General features: G+C 60.4%; 31 protein-coding genes. 24 read left to right on the top strand and 7 right to left on the bottom strand.

All coding sequences use genetic code 11. The annotated features are described in order from the left end of the window. Positions 1–460: 460 nt before the first annotated feature. Positions 461–925 carry a type IV pilin gene (locus IEY38_RS14440; protein WP_188978949.1) on the top strand — a complete coding sequence of 155 codons (465 nt, stop codon included), beginning with the start codon at positions 461–463 and terminating at the stop codon, positions 923–925. Positions 926–992: 67 nt separating this feature from the next. Here the strand turns inward: IEY38_RS14440 and IEY38_RS14435 are convergent, their stop codons facing one another. The 4 genes from IEY38_RS14435 to IEY38_RS14420 form a co-directional block, all read right to left on the bottom strand. Continuing rightward, positions 993–1,307 carry a hypothetical protein gene (locus IEY38_RS14435; protein WP_188978947.1) on the bottom strand — a complete coding sequence of 105 codons (315 nt, stop codon included), beginning with the start codon at positions 1,305–1,307 and terminating at the stop codon, positions 993–995. Positions 1,308–1,438: 131 nt separating this feature from the next. Next, positions 1,439–3,250 carry a coiled-coil domain-containing protein gene (locus tag IEY38_RS14430; protein ID WP_188978945.1) on the bottom strand — a complete coding sequence of 604 codons (1,812 nt, stop codon included), beginning with the start codon at positions 3,248–3,250 and terminating at the stop codon, positions 1,439–1,441. Further along, complete coding sequence (locus tag IEY38_RS21820) at positions 3,247–3,888, bottom strand: HNH endonuclease (RefSeq protein ID WP_188978943.1); 642 nt, start codon at positions 3,886–3,888, stop codon at positions 3,247–3,249. The genes IEY38_RS14430 and IEY38_RS21820 overlap by 4 nt, the downstream gene beginning before the upstream one ends. Further along, on the bottom strand, positions 3,881–4,117 hold the full coding sequence (locus IEY38_RS14420; protein ID WP_229775325.1) for a hypothetical protein: 237 nt from the start codon (positions 4,115–4,117) through the stop codon (positions 3,881–3,883). The genes IEY38_RS21820 and IEY38_RS14420 overlap by 8 nt, the downstream gene beginning before the upstream one ends. A 194-nt stretch (positions 4,118–4,311) precedes the next feature. On the opposite strand from IEY38_RS14420, the gene IEY38_RS14415 reads away from it, so the two are divergent. The 10 genes from IEY38_RS14415 (at position 4,312) to IEY38_RS14370 (ending at position 9,159) form a co-directional block, all read left to right on the top strand. Further along, entirely contained in the window at positions 4,312–4,590 is a 279-nt protein-coding gene (locus IEY38_RS14415; protein WP_188978941.1) for a hypothetical protein, read from the top strand. Continuing rightward, positions 4,590–4,910, top strand: coding sequence for a hypothetical protein (locus IEY38_RS14410; protein WP_188978939.1), 321 nt, complete (start codon positions 4,590–4,592; stop codon positions 4,908–4,910). Before IEY38_RS14415 ends, IEY38_RS14410 begins: the two co-directional genes overlap by 1 nt. Continuing rightward, a complete protein-coding gene (locus tag IEY38_RS14405; RefSeq protein ID WP_188978937.1) occupies positions 4,910–5,239 on the top strand; it encodes a hypothetical protein in 330 nt (109 codons plus the stop codon). The genes IEY38_RS14410 and IEY38_RS14405 overlap by 1 nt, the downstream gene beginning before the upstream one ends. Beyond that, positions 5,236–5,433, top strand: a complete 198-nt coding sequence (locus tag IEY38_RS14400) for a hypothetical protein (protein WP_188978935.1) — start codon at positions 5,236–5,238, stop codon at positions 5,431–5,433. Before IEY38_RS14405 ends, IEY38_RS14400 begins: the two co-directional genes overlap by 4 nt. Further along, positions 5,430–5,591, top strand: a complete 162-nt coding sequence (locus tag IEY38_RS14395) for a hypothetical protein (RefSeq protein WP_188978933.1) — start codon at positions 5,430–5,432, stop codon at positions 5,589–5,591. The genes IEY38_RS14400 and IEY38_RS14395 overlap by 4 nt, the downstream gene beginning before the upstream one ends. Beyond that, on the top strand, positions 5,588–5,803 hold the full coding sequence (locus IEY38_RS14390) for a hypothetical protein (RefSeq protein ID WP_188978931.1): 216 nt from the start codon (positions 5,588–5,590) through the stop codon (positions 5,801–5,803). Before IEY38_RS14395 ends, IEY38_RS14390 begins: the two co-directional genes overlap by 4 nt. A gap of 95 nt (positions 5,804–5,898) precedes the next feature. Continuing rightward, positions 5,899–6,543, top strand: a complete 645-nt coding sequence (locus IEY38_RS14385; protein WP_188978929.1) for a hypothetical protein — start codon at positions 5,899–5,901, stop codon at positions 6,541–6,543. A gap of 371 nt (positions 6,544–6,914) precedes the next feature. Next, positions 6,915–7,982, top strand: a complete 1,068-nt coding sequence (locus tag IEY38_RS14380) for a Cdc6/Cdc18 family protein (RefSeq protein ID WP_188978927.1) — start codon at positions 6,915–6,917, stop codon at positions 7,980–7,982. A gap of 44 nt (positions 7,983–8,026) precedes the next feature. After that, a complete protein-coding gene (locus IEY38_RS14375; protein ID WP_188978924.1) occupies positions 8,027–8,431 on the top strand; it encodes a TATA-box-binding protein in 405 nt (134 codons plus the stop codon). 491 nt (positions 8,432–8,922) lie between these two features. Beyond that, positions 8,923–9,159, top strand: coding sequence for a hypothetical protein (locus IEY38_RS14370; RefSeq protein ID WP_188978922.1), 237 nt, complete (start codon positions 8,923–8,925; stop codon positions 9,157–9,159). Between the two features lie 5 nt (positions 9,160–9,164). On the opposite strand, the gene IEY38_RS14365 is transcribed toward IEY38_RS14370, so the two are convergent. Continuing rightward, complete coding sequence (locus IEY38_RS14365) at positions 9,165–9,473, bottom strand: helix-turn-helix domain-containing protein (protein ID WP_188978920.1); 309 nt, start codon at positions 9,471–9,473, stop codon at positions 9,165–9,167. A 202-nt stretch (positions 9,474–9,675) separates the two neighbouring features. Here IEY38_RS14365 and IEY38_RS14360 point away from each other — a divergent pair, with 202 nt between their 5' ends. From IEY38_RS14360 to IEY38_RS14310, 11 genes are all read left to right on the top strand, one after another. Further along, complete coding sequence (locus IEY38_RS14360; RefSeq protein WP_188978918.1) at positions 9,676–10,407, top strand: hypothetical protein; 732 nt, start codon at positions 9,676–9,678, stop codon at positions 10,405–10,407. Then, entirely contained in the window at positions 10,407–10,634 is a 228-nt protein-coding gene (locus tag IEY38_RS14355; protein ID WP_188978916.1) for a hypothetical protein, read from the top strand. Before IEY38_RS14360 ends, IEY38_RS14355 begins: the two co-directional genes overlap by 1 nt. Beyond that, positions 10,634–10,966: a hypothetical protein gene (locus IEY38_RS14350; RefSeq protein ID WP_188978915.1), complete on the top strand. Its 333-nt coding sequence runs from the start codon at positions 10,634–10,636 to the stop codon at positions 10,964–10,966. Before IEY38_RS14355 ends, IEY38_RS14350 begins: the two co-directional genes overlap by 1 nt. After that, on the top strand, positions 10,967–11,434 hold the full coding sequence (locus IEY38_RS14345; RefSeq protein WP_188978913.1) for a hypothetical protein: 468 nt from the start codon (positions 10,967–10,969) through the stop codon (positions 11,432–11,434). Then, positions 11,434–11,739 (top strand): hypothetical protein, encoded by a 306-nt coding sequence (locus IEY38_RS14340; RefSeq protein WP_188978911.1) that lies wholly within the window; start codon positions 11,434–11,436, stop codon positions 11,737–11,739. The genes IEY38_RS14345 and IEY38_RS14340 overlap by 1 nt, the downstream gene beginning before the upstream one ends. Next, entirely contained in the window at positions 11,726–12,136 is a 411-nt protein-coding gene (locus IEY38_RS14335) for a hypothetical protein (RefSeq protein WP_188978909.1), read from the top strand. The genes IEY38_RS14340 and IEY38_RS14335 overlap by 14 nt, the downstream gene beginning before the upstream one ends. Continuing rightward, positions 12,129–12,374, top strand: a complete 246-nt coding sequence (locus tag IEY38_RS14330) for a hypothetical protein (RefSeq protein ID WP_188978907.1) — start codon at positions 12,129–12,131, stop codon at positions 12,372–12,374. Before IEY38_RS14335 ends, IEY38_RS14330 begins: the two co-directional genes overlap by 8 nt. Beyond that, positions 12,371–12,601 carry a hypothetical protein gene (locus tag IEY38_RS14325; protein ID WP_188978906.1) on the top strand — a complete coding sequence of 77 codons (231 nt, stop codon included), beginning with the start codon at positions 12,371–12,373 and terminating at the stop codon, positions 12,599–12,601. The genes IEY38_RS14330 and IEY38_RS14325 overlap by 4 nt, the downstream gene beginning before the upstream one ends. Continuing rightward, positions 12,598–13,920, top strand: coding sequence for a ParB N-terminal domain-containing protein (locus tag IEY38_RS14320; protein ID WP_188978903.1), 1,323 nt, complete (start codon positions 12,598–12,600; stop codon positions 13,918–13,920). The genes IEY38_RS14325 and IEY38_RS14320 overlap by 4 nt, the downstream gene beginning before the upstream one ends. A 91-nt stretch (positions 13,921–14,011) precedes the next feature. Then, positions 14,012–14,308, top strand: coding sequence for a hypothetical protein (locus tag IEY38_RS14315; RefSeq protein ID WP_188978901.1), 297 nt, complete (start codon positions 14,012–14,014; stop codon positions 14,306–14,308). Further along, on the top strand, positions 14,308–14,478 hold the full coding sequence (locus IEY38_RS14310) for a hypothetical protein (RefSeq protein ID WP_188978899.1): 171 nt from the start codon (positions 14,308–14,310) through the stop codon (positions 14,476–14,478). The genes IEY38_RS14315 and IEY38_RS14310 overlap by 1 nt, the downstream gene beginning before the upstream one ends. A gap of 1 nt (position 14,479) precedes the next feature. Here IEY38_RS14310 and IEY38_RS14305 read toward each other — a convergent pair whose 3' ends face one another. Next, the gene (locus IEY38_RS14305) at positions 14,480–15,691 is read right to left on the bottom strand and encodes a tyrosine-type recombinase/integrase (protein ID WP_229775324.1); all 1,212 of its coding nucleotides are present in this window, start codon (positions 15,689–15,691) and stop codon (positions 14,480–14,482) included. Between the two features lie 254 nt (positions 15,692–15,945). Continuing rightward, positions 15,946–16,536 carry a HalX domain-containing protein gene (locus IEY38_RS14300; protein ID WP_188978895.1) on the bottom strand — a complete coding sequence of 197 codons (591 nt, stop codon included), beginning with the start codon at positions 16,534–16,536 and terminating at the stop codon, positions 15,946–15,948. A 192-nt stretch (positions 16,537–16,728) separates the two neighbouring features. Here IEY38_RS14300 and IEY38_RS14295 point away from each other — a divergent pair, with 192 nt between their 5' ends. Together IEY38_RS14295 and IEY38_RS14290 are read left to right on the top strand one after the other, a co-directional pair. Continuing rightward, positions 16,729–17,166 (top strand): pyridoxamine 5'-phosphate oxidase family protein, encoded by a 438-nt coding sequence (locus IEY38_RS14295; protein WP_188978893.1) that lies wholly within the window; start codon positions 16,729–16,731, stop codon positions 17,164–17,166. 11 nt (positions 17,167–17,177) lie between these two features. Then, complete coding sequence (locus tag IEY38_RS14290) at positions 17,178–17,609, top strand: hypothetical protein (protein WP_188978891.1); 432 nt, start codon at positions 17,178–17,180, stop codon at positions 17,607–17,609. Positions 17,610–17,700 lie beyond the last annotated feature (91 nt).

Below are 17,700 nucleotides of genomic sequence, written 5' to 3'. Positions count from 1 at the left end.
GGAGCGGTAACGGTTCTGACGCTATTCGAAACCGCTGCCGCAGCCGCCGTAGTATTTACCAGGGGAGAATTCGCTTTCAATAAGGTTTTTACCATGCGCGTATACCATAGGTTGGCGGCCCGTCCGCCCGGGAGAACAATACTATCCATAAGAACAGGGGTTTGAATAGCCCTCTTCCGCCATAGTGTGTCCGCACACACTTTTGCGATCAACGTTAGTTTGAGAGACGCATTGAAGATAGTCATTAGAGCTTGTATTAACAATCCTTGGAAGCGGCTTCCACCAACAGGCCGAGGAGAACTCAGTTATCATAATTGGTACCTGCGTCAGAGACTTTTAATAAATATGTATCCCAGATCTAAGTGTACACGACAGAAACGGTACTAAGAGAATTCCGGACACGCCAACTCTGGTAATCGGTTTCAAGACAAGACCGTTTCAAGTGTGTGAAATCAAAACCATGGAAATCAAAGAGTTATTCAACGATGATAGTGCTGTATCGCCGGTCATCGGCGTCATTCTGATGGTCGCAATTACTGTCATCCTGGCAGCTGTGATTGCTACGTTTGTTCTCGGGCTTGGCGATTCGGTTAGCAATACTGCGCCACAAGCATCGTTCTCGTTCGACTACATCGAGGATGATTCAGCCGACAATGCGGGAGATGTTGGTGTAGTTACGGTGACGCACAACGGTGGGGACTCGATACCACAGTCTGAGCTATACGCTCGTGGGTCATATCTTGAAGATGAAGGAAAATGGAGTGACCTACAAGACAGTAGTGCAAGTTCAAATAGTAAAGTAGTTGCTGGGGATTCCGCTGATATTGGTATTAACGACGATAGCTACAGCCTCCGTATTGTGTACCAGTCGCCAGAAGGAGATAGTTCAGCGACCCTCGGTCAAAACGAAGGGCCTGACGCATAGCTTAACCTCGGTCGTTATTCACTTTTCTTCAGCATTCCGGTCTCTTTTCAAGAAAATGAGAGGCAGCTTACAGCCCCAGTCGCTCCGCTAGCACCTCTTGCGCGCTCCTCCGCATCATCTCGTTGCCGTCCGCAAATATCGTATGCTCGTTCACGTACTCGGCGAGGGGATCGTCGGGGATCCGCTCAAAATCCGCTTTGGATTCCATGGACCACGGGCTTTCGCTGGCGAACTCCTCTAGCGACTCAAAGTCAGTGTATTTTCGCATGAACGTCGGATTGCAGAGTTCGGACAGTGTCGCCTCCTTCCTGCCCGGGAGCTCTTCGCCGCGTTTCTGTAGCTTGCCAGACCCGCCTTGTGGATCGGTGTTCTCATCGGCCATACAACTAGCTACATACGTGGTAGTAAAATGCTGATTAACTAGTGAGTAACCGATGTACCGGGTGCTTGGGTTGCTTAGGCGCTGGTGCAGGCGTCGTTTTCGGACACCCCGACCGCCCATCTGTTATCAGGCTACAACTCGTCCATCAGTTGCTCAGTCTTCTCACGTCGAGCCGCGGCCTCCCGGACCTCATTCAGCCCGTCGATGTTCAGGTCGACGTGCATCCCTTCGTTGCGGCTGTCCTTCTTGATGACTTTCCGGCGCTCCAGCTCGGAGGCTGCCTTCGATACGTCGCTGGTCGTTGATACACCGAGGCGTTCGGCAACATCGTCATAGGGGACCCATCCGCCCTCGTCGATGATCGCCGCCAGCACGCCTTTGATATATCGCGGGGAGCAGGTTGCATCGTCTTTCGCAGCGTCGATGGCCGCTTGGACGGCGTCGTCTTCAAGAAAGGCCTCGTAGTCGGCCAGCGGCTCCAGCGTCTCCGGTTGTTGCTTGCGAAGGCGGGCGTTCTCCGCTTCGAGTTCGCCAATGCGGTCGCGCAGCGCTGGGACATCGTCGCCGTCGGGCGCGGTCTCCGGCTTGGTCACGTCGACGTCCACGTCAAACGCGCTGGCCAGTTCCTGGACGTGCCCAGCGGCACCGTCGAAGGCTGCCCGGACCTCTTGGACCTCGGCCTCAAGATCGGCGACGTCGTCCTGGAGCGTGGCCCGTTCCTCGCGGAGTTCGTCGACGGTCGCTTCAGTCTCGTTGAGACGCTCCTGCAAGTCGTCGCGTTCGGCTTTCAGTTCTGCGACGCGGTCCTGCAGGTCAGCCACGCCCTCACCGACATCCTGGGCGGCGGCTGGCGTAGCGTCCCCGCTGTCGGCGAGGTTCTTCAGCGCATCGCCCAGGCGAGAGGTGTCGGCCAGCTCCTGCTCCAGCTCCTCTTTCTCCTCACGAAGGCGGTCGTTCTCTTCACGAAGCTGTTCGAGTTCGTCTTCGCGTTGGTCGCGACGCTCCCGCTCGGCCTCAACCTCGCCCTGGATATCTTCGAGGACATCGGCCAGCTGGTCGGGTGTCTCCGGCAACTCGAAGGACTCCTCGCGAGGGTCCGGCGACCGACGCTTTCGGACAGTGGTCGGACCGACAAGGTCGCCGTCGGTGATGGACGTCCCCCGAGCGAGAATCTCGCCCGTCTCCAGCGCCGCCAGGGCGTCCTCTGAGCAGCGCAGGGCTTTCGCGGTCCGGTCGACGTCCTCGTCGCCGGGCTTGTGGGCGATGTAGTCGTCACACAGCTGGATCACACCGTTGTGCAAGAACGCGCGGCGCTGGTAGCCGGAGATGACGGAGATACCCTTGTTGCCCCCCTCCGTGGCGACCTTGATGAGCTGGCCGCGGCAGCGTTTGACGTGCTCATCGAGTTCGGGCTCAGGCGCGGAGTCCTTCGGCGCCATATAGTGGGCCTCGTCGACGGCGAGTAGCGACTTCGTCCGGTCGCCACTGCGATACTTCTCATGGGCGCGGTCGTTGAGCGACCGGACTGCGCGGGCAGCGGCCTCGTGGACGCGACTCCCCTCCTGCTCGTAGTCGGCATACGTCGAGACATCGAGCAGGATCTTCATGCCACGGTCAAGCACCCAACTGCCGATCTGGTCGAGGTCCTCCAACCCAACAGCGAGGTCAACGCCCTCCTCGTCACGAGCGCCGACCACGACGATGTCCTCGTCTTCCAGGCGGACCGGCGACAGCGCGCCCAGTCGCTCGACGATGAGTGTCGGAATGGCGACGTCGGCGAGGTCCTCTAGGATGACGGCGAGTGTGTTGCTCTTGCCAGTGCCCGACGTGCCCTCAACCGAGAGGCGGAAGTCCTGCTCCTGGACAGGGTCGAACTGGACATCGCCCAGTGTGACAGTTGAGTCGGTCATCTCTTCAGGATCAAGTTCCGCCTGAGCACTCATGATTCCTCGCGTGGGTCATCGGAGGTCCAATTGTCAATATATTCTCCAAGGTCTTGCTGCACACCCGGATTCCAGACTGAGACCTGCCGGCGGCCATATTCATCGGCATCTTGTTCCAGCAACCGCCGGTACTCCAACGTGGTTACGTACGCATAGACACCGCGGGACACCCGACAAACGTAGTTCAAAGACTTGATACGCTGTATTTCCGTGTTAATATACCCCCGACTGTACTCTGACCGCTCCACGATATCTTTCAGCTGCGTGGGCCCACGCGATTGGAGTATATCGATTATTTCATTCGCACAATCCGACAGTTCTGACCTGTCAATTCGAGTGTCGGTAAACCCGAGAGTGGCCCGGTCTTCCTCAAGCAGTTTTGGCGGAAGTTTGTCTTCGTCACCGTACCGACCATGCAATCTGTTGTGGCACGAGTTGCAGAGGGTGACGAGGTTCTCCAATTCGTGACTACCACCTTTTCGAGTGGGCTGGATATGATGCACGTGTAGGTCTGTGCCCCATTTTCCCTCACGACGGTCGCAGTGTTGACACCGGTACTGGTCGCGGCGCAGTGCTTGGGCACGGGCAAGCCTCCACTCGCCCCCATCACGCGATTCTACGGAGGCGTCGTCAGACATCGTCGCAGACCTCCTCAACCACGAGGTCGTGAACCTCCTCAAAGTGCTCGGCCAAGAACTCAACGTCGTCGCCGAGATGCTTTCGCACACGGTTCCGGACCGTGCTTTCGACCTTGTATCGGTAGTTGTCCGATACTTCAGCCTCGCCACTGATGATTTCTCGCTCGCGCTGGGTCAGCAGCGCTCGCCCTTCTTCGGTCATTACCTCCGGTGTTTCTTGCGCTTCCATATATTACCTCATATCGTAAGTATACGCCTTGGCGTAAGTAACTTACCCCAATGCGTATGTACGCTTTGAAGTGTATACTCCATAGAGTAAGTATTAAATAGCGGGCTCTTCTAACACTATACGTGAGCGGGACACCGGTCAGAAGTTGGCCGGGACGTGTTACAGCACGTCCGACCGCTTGCGGGAAGCAAGCAATGCAAGACTACATTTCCCCATCGGAAAGCAGTACCGTTCCCGACGAGGCCGCCCTCGTCGGCACCGACAGCGAGGGCCGCGTCCACTACTACATGGCCGCCAAGGCCCACGACGAGCGCGTGTTCGTCGTTGATAGCGACGCCGTCCAGGTGTTTGACCTCGCCGGCACCGGCCGCGACATCGAGGACTGGGTCGGCCACGTCGAGGCGTGGGCTGACCTGCGCTACGGCGAAGGGTTCGGCGCGATGCTCGACCGCGGCTTGGAGGCTGGTGCATGATGGCCGGGAAGACTCCCGACACTGATGACGAACATCCGCAGTTCCACGTCGGCGACCATGTCCACGACCGCGAGCAGGACCGTGACGCGCCGCTGGTTGTCGTCGCGACGCCGGCCGCTCGCGCCGATGAGTACCAGTGCAACGATGCTGCGACCGTCGCCGAGTACAACGAGGACTACCCGGCCGACGACCGCGTCGTTGAAGCCGTGTTCGCCCGGCGGACCACCGTCGATATCGACCGCGTCCAGCGCTACGCCTACCCCCGCTCGCGACTCCAGCTGGAAACATCGGTTCACGACCAAGCGGAGGGCGAGGACTGATGGCCACAACTGCCACCGCCGACATCGCCGCCCTCGCCCAGCTGGACAGTCGTGATGTCGCTGCATTGACCGAGCACATGGATGTCTACGCCGATGATCCAGCCTGTCGCGAGGAACAGGTCGCGGTCTACAACCACGGCGACCGATACGTCGTCACGCCCGATGTGCCGTGCTGTGACTGCCCGGATATGATCCACCGGCGGCCGGCTGGAGGGTGCAAGCATATCCGGCGTATCGAGTTTGAGCGCGGCGAGCGGGCCATCCCCGCCGGCGTGGACTACGATGCCATCGACAACGGGCTACACATCGATAACGGGGGGTCTCGATGACTCGCGACCGCAGCGACCCAGTCATCGTGCGGCGCGAGCCACTCCGGGGACCGGCCCAGCGGGACCGCTACGAGCCGCGCGACGAGGGTGGCTGGCGGCGCGTCGAGGAGCGCTGGACTGGGTGTCAGTGGGTCTACGTTGGGTCGGAGATCGTCGACAGCATCGCTATCGAGGGTGCGGAGGCGGTGGCATGACGGAAATGCAGTACGGCCAGGGCCGCATCGACTGGGCCCACGTTGAGCTCACGCCGCTGTCGTCGTTGCGGCTGGGCGTGTACGTGCCACTCCCTCGTGACCGACTCGCGCTGCTGGCCTATCGACGGTCGACCGGGATTGAGGTGGACTTCAAATGATGTCGTTCGCTGACCCGTCGACGACGTTCGAACTCGTCTTCGAGGAGGTGTCAGTCGGCCAGGGTGGGCTGACCGCACGCCGACCAACGGGTGAGATCCGCTGTACCGAGTGTGGGGCCGTGGCGACGAACATCGACGACTTCCCGCACGAGCAGTGGTGCCCGCAGCGGTTCGTGCATAGCCGCTGGTACGCCGAACAGTTGCAGGACTGACGCGCGGTTTCATTGAGTCAAATAGATCTGATATATAATCGGAAACGATTGCTTATATCCTAACCCCATACTGCCTCCATGAGGAATGTCGGGCGATGCCCGATGATGATGGCCCGGACGGCGCAGAAGTTCCCGAGCAGTTGTGGGAGAGTGTTTGTCACCAAGCACGCTTGACGCTTGACCAGCAGGTTACGCGTATCGAGAACTACGACACCAAAGCAGTCGGGATTTTTCGGGCAAATATTCTCCTGACCGGGCTCCTACTTTCGGGTCTCGCCATTGTCGTTCGGACCGATGGCGTCAACCCTGGGCAGTTTTTCAATCTCTGGTCGCTGTTCGGGGCGATTGGACTGCTCTTCTCCACAATCCTCTCTGCGATGGCCTACACGTCGTCCTCATATGACCTGGGTATTGGCCCACAGGTAATATCTGACGCCGAGCGAGGGATCTATGAGAGTGAAGTTAGCTTCCAAGACGATCTTCGAGGACTCTACAAACAGTGGCTACAGCATAATGCCAATGTCGGGAAGTTCAATTCCTACCTCATTACAGGGGCGATCATTCTACTGATGGACGCGATCGTCTTCTTCGCCGGCACTGTCGCAACTGGATTATATAACCCATCCGACGTGGTTTCAGTGGGTTTGTTTATATTAGCTGTTGCTATCATTCTCATAGCGAACCTGCTCGTCTACTTCGCAGAGAAAATTTTCATCCTCATCTACCAAGAGAATAATTGAACCAGGTTATCATACCGGATTTAAAGCTCCCCAAAACGACTATATCAACGGAGTATTAATAACTCCGTAGGTGCCGAGACAATGACCTCAAGTGACTCCGAACGACCGAAGTCGCGAAAGGGGTCGGACAAGACAATGCGAATGAGTAATTCGCCGTCGCTTGGCCCGATCTCTGCTGCCAAGACTGCCTATCGCCGACTTAGTAGCTTCCGCGAAGAATAGCTACTCACATCCGTTTTTTGAGAGGTGAGTTGATAGCTCGTAGTTGCAACGCTACTTTGTACCCGGTATTCAGGAAAGCGGGCTGACCCGCAGCTGCTTTTCGGACATCACGCACCCATTTATATACCAGTCTACCATCAGTCGCTGACATGATTGCTGACCGGTCGGTCTTCGATGACTGCTGGTCCCCGCAGCGCCTCCGACATCGCGACGCTGAGGTTGACCGACTCACAGCCGCGCTCGCACCGGCCAAATGTGGGGAGCAGGCCAACGACCTCCTCATCGAAGGGTCACCTGGCGTTGGCAAAACCGTCCTGGCGCGCCACACGCTCGACCGAGTATCCAAGCGCCACGATCTCGCCTACACCCACGTTGAGTGTATGGGCGCGTCAACAGCAGGCATCATTCGAGAGGCGCTCGCCACAGTCGGGCCCACACCCGCTACCAATACGCCCCTCGAAGACCTCTGTCTCTCCCTACGCGAGCGTGTCGACGAACCGCTGGTCGTCGTCCTCGACGAGGCTTCCGATATCCATGACACCAAAGCGCTCGACCGACTGGCCGATGTCGATGGCATCTCGCTGGTCATCATCTGCTACAACGCTGACGAGTGGCTGGCCCACGCACCAGGACGCATCACCCGTCGCCTGCATGGTCAAACGCTGACGCTGGACCGCTACGGCGTCACCGAACTCGCGGACATTCTCGAACCCCGTGCCGAGAAGGGGCTTAAGCACGGTGTCGTTTCCCGTCGGCAGTTGGAGACCATCGCCAACGAAGTCGCCGGCGTGGCTCGGTACGGTATCTACTCGCTGCTCGCCGCCGCGGAGCTCGCACAGGACCGCGGCCACTACACTGTTCGTGACGAAGACGTCGCCGGCGCGTACCCGTTGGCCCAGGAGTGGATGCGACAGGCGGCGCTGGACTCACTATCCTACCATCACCACGTCCTCTACGCGCTGGTCCGGGACGCCGGCCGTATCGAGGGCCAGACACTGCACGACCGTTACGACGCTGTCGGGGACCGGCTCTACGACGGTCGGTCGCAAACGCCGCTGGCAAAGCGAAGTCAACGGCGGAAACTCCGCAAGCTCGCGGACTACAACCTCATCGAAACACTTGGGTCGACCCGAGACCGCGCTTACGCCGTCGTTGACGAAAGTGTCCGGTCGGGGTACGATATCGACGTTACTGTAGTACCTGGCACCCAAAACTGAGTATCGGGTAAATACTTCTTTGACTTGTCGGTGCAAGTAGGTGCATGGACGCAGTAGATGTAGCAAGCGATCCTGCGAGAGCTGCGAGCAGCGTTTCTGAACTCCGCGAACTGGTCGAGGAATTCGAAGATGACATCGCCGATGGACTGACCGGGGGGTACTACAATCTTGGCACGCATCTCAACCTCAACACCATCGCTCTCGGGCTGGGGCTGGATAACATCGACTACGACCCCGACACATTCCCGGCCCTCGTGTACCATCTCGACGACGAGCGACCGACGGTCATCATCTTTGAAGACGGCCACCTCTCAGTCATCGACGCCGATAGCGGCGACGCCGTCCAAGAGGCCGTCACGATAACCGTCGAGCGCATGACTGACCTCGGGTGGTATCAGGACGACATCCCCGATGACGAGGACGTCACCGTCGTAGAGATTGACGGGTAGGCGACGGCGACCCGTCAGTTGAGTAAGACCACCGCTTCCTCCTCCCCCCGAGTGTTGATTAACTACCGCGGCAGTGTTGGTTAGCAGTAGCTGGCAATACGCTTTCTTCAATCGGAGAGGTGAAACGCTCGTTCAGGACAGAGTCATACTGAAGGACCGAGCTGGACTGAGATCATCAATTAGTAACCAGTAAATCATCTATTTTGATTATGTGAATTAAAATAGACTTTTATCAACTGTCACGAAGTGGCAGGATGTGGGAACAGGACTGCCTATGACAAGCGCTATGATTCAGAACTCAGAGCGTTGGCACCATATCCCCGGCTGAACGGAACGGGAGACACTGGTCCGTGTCCCGTGAAGCACGGGCACAGCGTCTGCCGTTCCCCACACACCCCCATTACCGTAGAGCGTCTAGTGCCACTGGTGGCTTGAATTATTCGGACATCTAGCACCTTTTTAAGCAACACCCGGCCCTCCAGTTTGGGTGTATGCCACACTCGATCCGCGACTACGATGGCAACGAGGTCGAGGTCCGACAGCAAGGCCAGTCCGACGACGGCCACCGCCTCAAGATCACCCACCCCGACGGCCGGCGCTGGATCTGTGAGGTGGATCCCGACGGCGAGGTAGAAATCGAGAGCACCTATCGCGACGGGCAGCTCGCCGATGTCGAGACACCCGAGTGGCTGGTCGACGAACTGGCGCTGCTCGCGAGGCCCGCGTGAGAATGTCAGTCCTCATCGACGAGTTCGTCGAGAAGCTCGTCGAAATCGACGCCGTCATGATGGTATTCAGCGCGATGTTCGTACGCCAAACGACCACGCTCCGTCAGCTCGTACAGACCCGAATCTTCGTATGGGCCGATTTTTTCGACGAGGCCATAATCCAACAGGTACGGCATCCGCTGATTGATGTAGTTTCGCGCTCGGTCGATATCGAGCGCGATGTTCGCCGGGATGTTTCGCCCATCCCGCAGCACGGACAAGATGAGGAAATCAGTCTCGGTGAGTTTCAATTCATCAGGTGGTTCCACAGCCATCACTATCATACCGTTGGTAAGGACCAGTTAAATAATCGATGCCAACGGTACTCCGCTGACTAAGCGACGCTAAGATTAAGTGGCTCCTGATTCATAGATAGAACTGGAAGCCTAACCCTACTCGCCAAAAGCGGCCCTCTAATGGTGCCCCAACACCTCGGGCCGTGGCTTCCGAACCCTGCAAGGGGCGATTCCGGAAACCATGAATAACGACGAACATCGGCCCCATAAAGATGAGGCCAACGACAGCACAGCCGACTCTCTCCAGAGTCGTGATTCTCCCGAGTCGACGACGCCACAAAAAACGGACTCGCGCGACAACGCGAGTCACACGCAGAGGACTCAGTTAGGGACGGGGTCCTCCACGCGGACCGACGCAACCGAATCGGATAACACTGTCCGCGCCTGTCCCGAATGCGACACGACGGCCGTCGAGGCTCGCTCGACCGACAAACTCCGGGGGCGACCCGCAGACGAGCACTACGCCTGCCGGCACTGCGGGGCGACTTTCGACGAACCGATCCAGCGCGACCGCCAGGCCACGCCCGGCGACCCTGGCTACCTCGCTGGGAAGCTCGCGAAAGCTGACCCCGACGATGTCAGCGCCGATCACGTCGGCGAGCCGATGACCGACGGCGGTGCCGTGATGAACGACGCGTCTGCGGCGGACCTCGTCGCGGATGTCCTCAACGGCAGCGATGCCGCACTGACCACTGACGAGCACCGCAAGCTCTCGATGGTCGAGGAGCATCTACTCACTGGCGAGGAATCCACGGAGCGGATTACCGACACCCGCATCGAGGCTGCCGCTAAGCTCCGCACGCTGGCAGATAATCTTGAACGCGCGGCGCGGCACTCGGTAGCCGACGATGTCGAGGTCTCGCTGCACGTCAGCGTCGAGGAAACGGTTTGCGGGTCGTGGGGTGAGGACTGATGTCGGAGCACTTCACCGAAGCCTCCGCGCGTGCCCAGCGCCGGGCCCGCGACCGCCAGCGCGCTTTGCCAGAGGAAATGGCCTGTATCGAAGACCCGACTGGCGTGCTGCTCGCGCCGGCGGGCGACATCCAGCTCACCGAGTTCGCGAACGCCATAGTCGCGACGCCTGCGTCCGAGGAGTGGATCAAGAGCAACGTCGTGGTTGACCGGGAGGCGTGGTGCTGATGCCCAATGCGACTATCACCCGTGACGAGCGCCGCCGTCGGATCGAGAAAGACGACGGCGACCTCGACGACACTGTCTATCGGGTGCGAACCAACGGCCGGGGCGATATTTGCTACCACGACGACCCTGAGTGCTCCGACCTGCAGGCACACGACCCCGTGGACATGACTCGGCAAGAGTGTCACGGCCGACTCTACCCGCCCTGCAGCAGCTGTGTGCTCAACCAACCACAAGGCGGCAAGTCGGACCAGCGCCCATCACTGCGGAACAAACTGGATGAGGTCGACTACGAGTTCGAATGGGATCGCGAGCACGGTGAGGAGGTGGCCTAGATGGCGACCAACGACCGCACCCGGTCACATCCGCCGAACGACGATCTGTCGTGGGACCTCGACCAGCTCCCGCTACCGGCCGACCAGTCCGCCACCGATGCGGCGCTGGATGTCCTTGCGGAGGCCGACAACGGCCAACGCAAGACGGTCAAGCGTGTCCGGGCAGCGTTAGTCGGGGAGATCCCCGCCGACGAACCCAGACCTATCGACTGGCTGCGGGCTATCCAGCACACCGGCGGCGAGCTTGTCGCCGTGACCTGGTCGACGGCGGGCTTCAACGAAATCGGCTACATCCCTGACGAGGGCCGATTCGCCGTCGCCGGCTACTCCGCACTGGACCGCCTGCAGGGCCAGGATCCACACTTCGCCGAGGTCACGACGCGGAGCATCGCGAAGGACCTGCTGCATGGGTCTCCGCGAGGCGTGACCGTCGACGAAGCGACGCTGTTCGATGGAGGTGCGGACTGATGGCGCTCGCCGACTGCCAGGACTGTTCGTGGTCAGCAACGGCTGATGACCTGCTTGCGGCCAGCGACGAAGCTGAGCGCCACGAGCGCAAGGAGCTGCACGACGTCGACGTCAAGCGTGTCGCGACCGACGGTGGCGCGGTCCGCCGACAGGCACAGGGCAGCGCTGCCCAGTTGGCCGGCGTCGGCGACCAGGACACCACCTGCCAGCACGATGTCGTTGGCTGTCCCGGGCCCGAAGGCGACTGGTTCGACAGCTGCGTTGGATGCTTTCTCACCGGAGGTGATGGCGATGGCGGAGAGTGAGGATTCCCTGTCGCTGCTGTTCGTTCGGGTCTCAGAACTCGCTATCGCTCGCGGTGCCGTTCCCGCGGACGGCAGTGGGTACGATGGCGTCTGGACCGACGAGTTTCCAGATGCCGACCACGACGACGAGTGGTTCGTCGCGACCAACTGCGACGCCGAGTCCACCGAGTACCGCGTCACTGACGACCGGGCGACCAGCATCGAGCCCTTCACGACGCACGTCTGGTGGGACACGGGCAGCCTCGCGCCGGCGGCGATCTGCAATCCCAACGGTGGGCAGTTCCACCTCACCAACAAGTTCGAACGGGACGTTGAGGATCAGATCATCGCGAGCATCGAGTTGCTACTCGACGAACTCGACTACGACGACTTCGAGGCGGTGGTCGCCGATGTCTGAGGGCAACACCTACGATGTCGACGGTGAGGTTGGTGCTCCAGCCGGCGACGGCGAACCAGTTGAGGAGGCCGCGGCTCGATCCCGTGGTGAACACGTCGGAACGGTCTATCTCATCGATACTGGGGACGAGGTACACGTCTGGTCCCACAGTTATCCGGCCGGTGCCGAGGCACGCGACGACTGGACGGTCATGGCCGCCTGGTGGCACATCGACACCGCGAGGAGGCGGATCGCATGACGGTCCGGCCATCCATCGAGGACCGTCCCGATGGACCGGGATTCAGCCCCACTGTGTGGGACTACGAGCGACGCATCCGCGTTGTGCGGAACCACGGCCGTTTCGAAGGTGCCGATGTCGACGGTCTGGTGACTCTCAACAGCTACGACCGGACGCTACACCCGGATTTGCACGGCCGCCGGGCGCACGATATCGTCGTGACGCTTCGGGAGGTGTTGGGCCTGTGACCAACCCACTGTTCGACGCGCTGGACACCCACATGCGCGGTGAGCGCGTCCGCGTCGTCGGCAACGACGGCACTACCTACGAGGGGTGGTGTGAACGCATTCATCACCATGATCGCCACGTCCTCCTCCAGGACGCCGTCAACGTCGACCGAGATGGCGACGTCGGGACGGCCTATGTGGCCCATTGTGACAGCATCGAGGTTCTGACGGCCGACCGTCGCATTGAGAACATCCGCCTCGACGCCGTCGAGCCGGCGCCGTACGCAGTCCGCGAGTTCGACCGCGAAGGCAACTGCGGCTACATCGCGAGCGTTCGCGACGACGGCTGGGTGGGATCGTTCCCTGTGGTCCGGCCTGTCGACGGCGACCCCGGCGTGGAGGGCTTCGAAGTCGTCGAGGGACACAAGCGTCTGTGGGTCGCTCGCGAAGCCGGCCTCGACACTCACCCGGTCGAGGTTATCAACATCGACGACTGGGAACTGGCGTGGCGGTTCGCTGTCGACCACCTGCCCGACGAGGAGCAGGTCCACGACGACGGCACCGCGTCAGGTTGCTACACCGACGGCCAGATCGAGACCGTCATCCAGCAGTTCGTTGAGGAGTTTGGCGACGACGCGGCCGATCTGCCCCGCGTGGCGTTCAACGCCGAGCGGCTCGGGATCGATGTCGTCGGGGCTGATTTCATCGAGCAAACGGGGTCACCCACTGACGGAGTCCCCGATGAGGCGACCGACGCCGAGGTCGAGGCTGCTGTCGACGACGACAGGGATGATGCCGACGGCGACCTGTCGCTCACCCCGACGGCCGAAGAGGTCGTCGACGCCCTCCGCGAGCACGGCGAGCTTCCCAGCGCTGACCTCAAGTACATCACCCAGCGGAGTCACCAGGGCGTCTCCTCAAACCTCAGCGATCTTGAGGACATGGGGCGTGTTGAGTCCCGACCCGACCCCGACGACGGCCGGCGACAGCTCTACTCACTTGTTGATGACGCTGACGGCGACGGCGAGACTCAGTCTGAGCAGGATGAGCACCACGTCGGTGATCCGATTAACGAGGACGGCGCTGGAGCACAAGAAACCGAAGCCGACGGCGGCGTCACGGCTGATTCGGAAAGCGATCTCCCGCCGGGGTTGACGGCACAGGACGTCCGCGACGCCGTCGACGCTGCGGCGGGGCAGCAGGCTAGCAGTCATGTCTATCTGGACGACGTGGCCGACGAACTCAACGTCCGACCACCACGGGCGCGGCTATTCACCGTTGAGGTCGGTGTCTACCACCGCATCACCGACGCCAGCGGCCCGAAAGGGGGTGACGACTGATGGAACTGACGCCAGTCCACGAGGGCATCCTGATGATCGTGTGGGGGCTGATCCTGCTGGCACTGCTTGCTGTTTCGACGGGGGCGATAGCATGAGGGGCCCCGAATGGAGAGATTGCATCCGCTGTCACGGCACCGGCAAGCACATCGAGTGTTACGACGACCTGTGTCACGCCCAGGGCCGCTGCATGCACGGCGACAACACGTGTGCGCTGTGTGAGGGACTGGGTCGAATCACCGCCGAGCTTGCCGAGCGATGGCGCCAGCGTGAACCATTCAAGGGGGTAACCGCGCCGGCGCCGGACCTGCGAGCTCGGGGCAAGCTCCACGTCGCCGCTCGTGACGTTCGCGAGCACCCAAACAAATCACTGCGGGAGGCTGATTTCTAATGAGCAAAAGCGCTGAGACTGACCTACCTGACCAACCTGACGACGACCGACTTGAATCGCTGTATAGCGTTCGCGAGGAGCTGCAGACCATCGCCGACAGTGATGTTCCATACGCTGAGTACGCAGAGAACTGGCTCGACTCCCTTCGAGAGGCCGGGTACGATGTCTGAGCTACTCGTCGAGTCCTTCGATCCGAATGGAGACATCGTCTCCAATCTCGGCCTCGACAGTCGCGATAGCTTCGGCGAGGTCACCGTCAGCCTCGACCATGCTATCCATCGCATCCTGCCGTTGCCGTTCAGCCTCTTCGGCCGCTCTCTGGGACAGGACCTGTCCGCACCACACGCAGGCGTCCTTTTCTCGCGGCGTCTTTTGTTCGCAACGCGGGCAGACCAGCGGGCCGACCGCATCGGGCTCGTCGGCCTCAACGTCGATACCATGTGCCCGGGCGATTTCTCGTTCGCTGGCATCGTCGAAGACAGCGATGTACCGACTTGCGATGTCGGATCCACGAGTCCAGCCGTGGTGCTCTTCCAGGTGAGCCTGCGAGACACCCTGCGAGGCAAGGTAGCTGGCCGAGGACTTCCGGAAGTAGGTGGGCGTGACGGTCTTGCTGACGCCAGCGCGGTCGGCGACATCCTTCAGAGCATCGCGAACACGATTGTTCGAGATCGCCTCTGGGCTGTTGAGCTTGCACCACAGCGGGTCGGTGTCACCGCCGGGGTGATCGTCGAGCCATCGACGGACGTAGGGCACCGAGGGAACCAGAACGGGCGACCGACGGCCGTTCTTTCCGTTCAGCGTCACCTGCAGGCCGTAGTCGTGATCAACGATGTCGCCTGGTGTGAGGTCGTACAACTCTCCGGGGCGAGGGCCGAGGTCCCACGCGAGGGCGATGAGGGCCCTGTCGCGGGAATTGAGGCAGGCGTCCAGCATCGGTTGGATATCCTCCGCCCAGTCCAACATCTCGCTGGGATCGGGCGCCGGGTCATAGTTCTCGGGATAGCCGCCGGGAACCCACTCGACAGCGTCTGGGTACCCGTCGCCGTCGGTAACGACCTTCCCGATAGTCCGGAAGGCCACGCGGTAGTCTTTGTTCGTCTCAGGGCTCCCGGTCTGCTCGGTGTTGATCCACGCGACGATATCTTCTGCAGCGTTGCGATCGGTGACGGCCTCGGCGAGGCCGCCAACGCGCTTCGCGATGATCAGCCCACGCCGCAAGAGGAACTCATGACGGTGGTCGGAGAACTCGCTGGGTCCGAGCAGCCGGATCTGTCGGTCGAGGTTTTGGAGGAGGTCGCGGTCGGCCTCGCTGATGTCGTAGTGGTCGTCGTCGAGCCGGTCGACCATGGTCTCGACGGCATCGGCTGGGTTGTCAGTCATGTAGACAGTGTCACGGACGACGGGCATGTAAAGCTCGGGTATAATGCTCTCCCCGGGCATTTTCCAGATCACATCGACCAACAGCCAGCAGTATCACTGGCCCGTGCCGAACAGACAGCACGCGACTGGAGCGAGCAGTGCTGCACCGAGCGAGTAGACGGCATCCCCGCCGAGTCGCTCCCGAACACTGTCGTGTTTGTCACGACTGTTTGGAGACTTAGACGGTAGTTTCACAGGAGAAGAATCGCCAGCGGTCAGCCAGACGAGAGGCCGCCACCAGGGAACTCGTGAAACACGGCTTCGAAGTCGTCGATCTCTGCGGCCGTGGAATCGGCCGTCTCGCGGAGTTCTTCGAGTCGCTCGCTGACAGTCCGGTACTCGTCGTTAGCTTCCAGTTGCGCGGTGTTCTTCTGCGTTTCCAGCGTCGCTTTCTTCGAGGCCACGGCGAAGTACTCCTGCACCTGATCGTCGTACGTGGTCCGGACGAGCATCTCCGAGACGGTGTCGAGGAGGTCCTCGCGGCTGACCGGCTTCGTCAGGTACTCGTCGAAGGGCATCTCGATGATGTCGAAGTCCGGGTCGACGGCCGTCACCATTACGACTGCCGGATCGATACCCCGTTCCGCGATGGTATCGAGGACCTCGTCACCGCTCATATCGGGCATCTGCCGATCCAGAAAGACGACGTCGACGGACGCATCGACTAACTGGAGCGCTTCCGTACCGCTGTGTGCGGTCCGAACGTCGTGTGCGGTCAGCAACCACGTCGAATACAGATCCGCGATATCTTGCTCATCGTCGACGACGAGAACCGTTGCCTCCTCCGTCTCAACACGCTTTTGCACTTGTTGTCCCTCCTGTCGACTCACGTACTGCTCTCACGGTGACTTTCCCGAACACCAAAATAAAGGTACCCAGCGTATTATCGATTCTGAGAACAGTGGAGTTGGTCTATTGACTTTTCTTTGGTAGGTACTGTCACAAAGCAGTGACTCATGCCAGAGATGTTAACATAGCGGCGACCGTACGCTGCGTGTATGGTGACCGTCTCCGGACCGTGGACGAACGAGGAGATGGAACAGTTTCTCAGCACCGAAACTGTGCCACTCCGTCTCGGATGCCGAACTCCAGCAGACAAACCCTGGATGCTCTCGCTCTGGTATCGGTTCGTTGACGGTGTCTTCGAGTGTGCGACCGGGGCAGACGCCGCCGTTGTCGATTACCTCGACTATGACGACCACGTCTCGTTCGAAGTCTCGACGAACGAGCCGCCGTACCGCGGCGTCAGGGGCAATGGCACAGCGACGATGACAGCGGACGAGGATAAGACGGTTCTCACCGACTTATTGCACCGGTATCTCGGCGGCACCGACTCACCGCTGGCCGAACGGCTGCTTGCACCCGACCGCCGTGAGATACAGATCACGATTACGCCCGACCGACTCCACACCTGGGACTACAGCAATCGGATGTAACTGCCTGAACAATGGAACACACAGACTCAGCCATGGACACCGACCCGACAGACATCAAGTCAATCGCAATAAGCGCCACGGACCTCGTCGCGGCCATTGAATCGACTGCAGACGGATCAGAGACCGTGTTACGCGTCACACCACCGTTCAGTGGCCGGATGCGGGCGCGCCTCCACGTCGTCCAGCCCGACGACGACGATAACACGATCCACATCGAGCCCGACTCACTGCTGACTACGGATGCACCGCCGTATCCGACGCCCGATGACACCGCTGACGAGCTTCGGGCTGCCGACGACGAGACGTACTCGCTGGAGCGCCACCGGACCTACCACGAGCAGCGGCTCGCCGAGTGGCGGGAGTCACTTCCGGACCACGTCGTCGATAGTACGACACTAAACGACACAGAGCACGACGTAACTGTGTCACTACTCGGACCATAATCGGTCGTACACGTCCAGTGGAGGTATCATCGTAGCTGGAGGTGTTATACGTATCATACCACAGCTGCACCGCTGATAAAATGTCTAAGCG

It is taken from the genome of Haloarcula sebkhae (assembly GCF_014647415.1).
Lineage (GTDB): Archaea > Halobacteriota > Halobacteria > Halobacteriales > Haloarculaceae > Haloarcula > Haloarcula sebkhae.
Note: the sequence above shows the minus strand (reverse complement) of the source record. Positions and strands in the feature narration are given on the sequence as shown.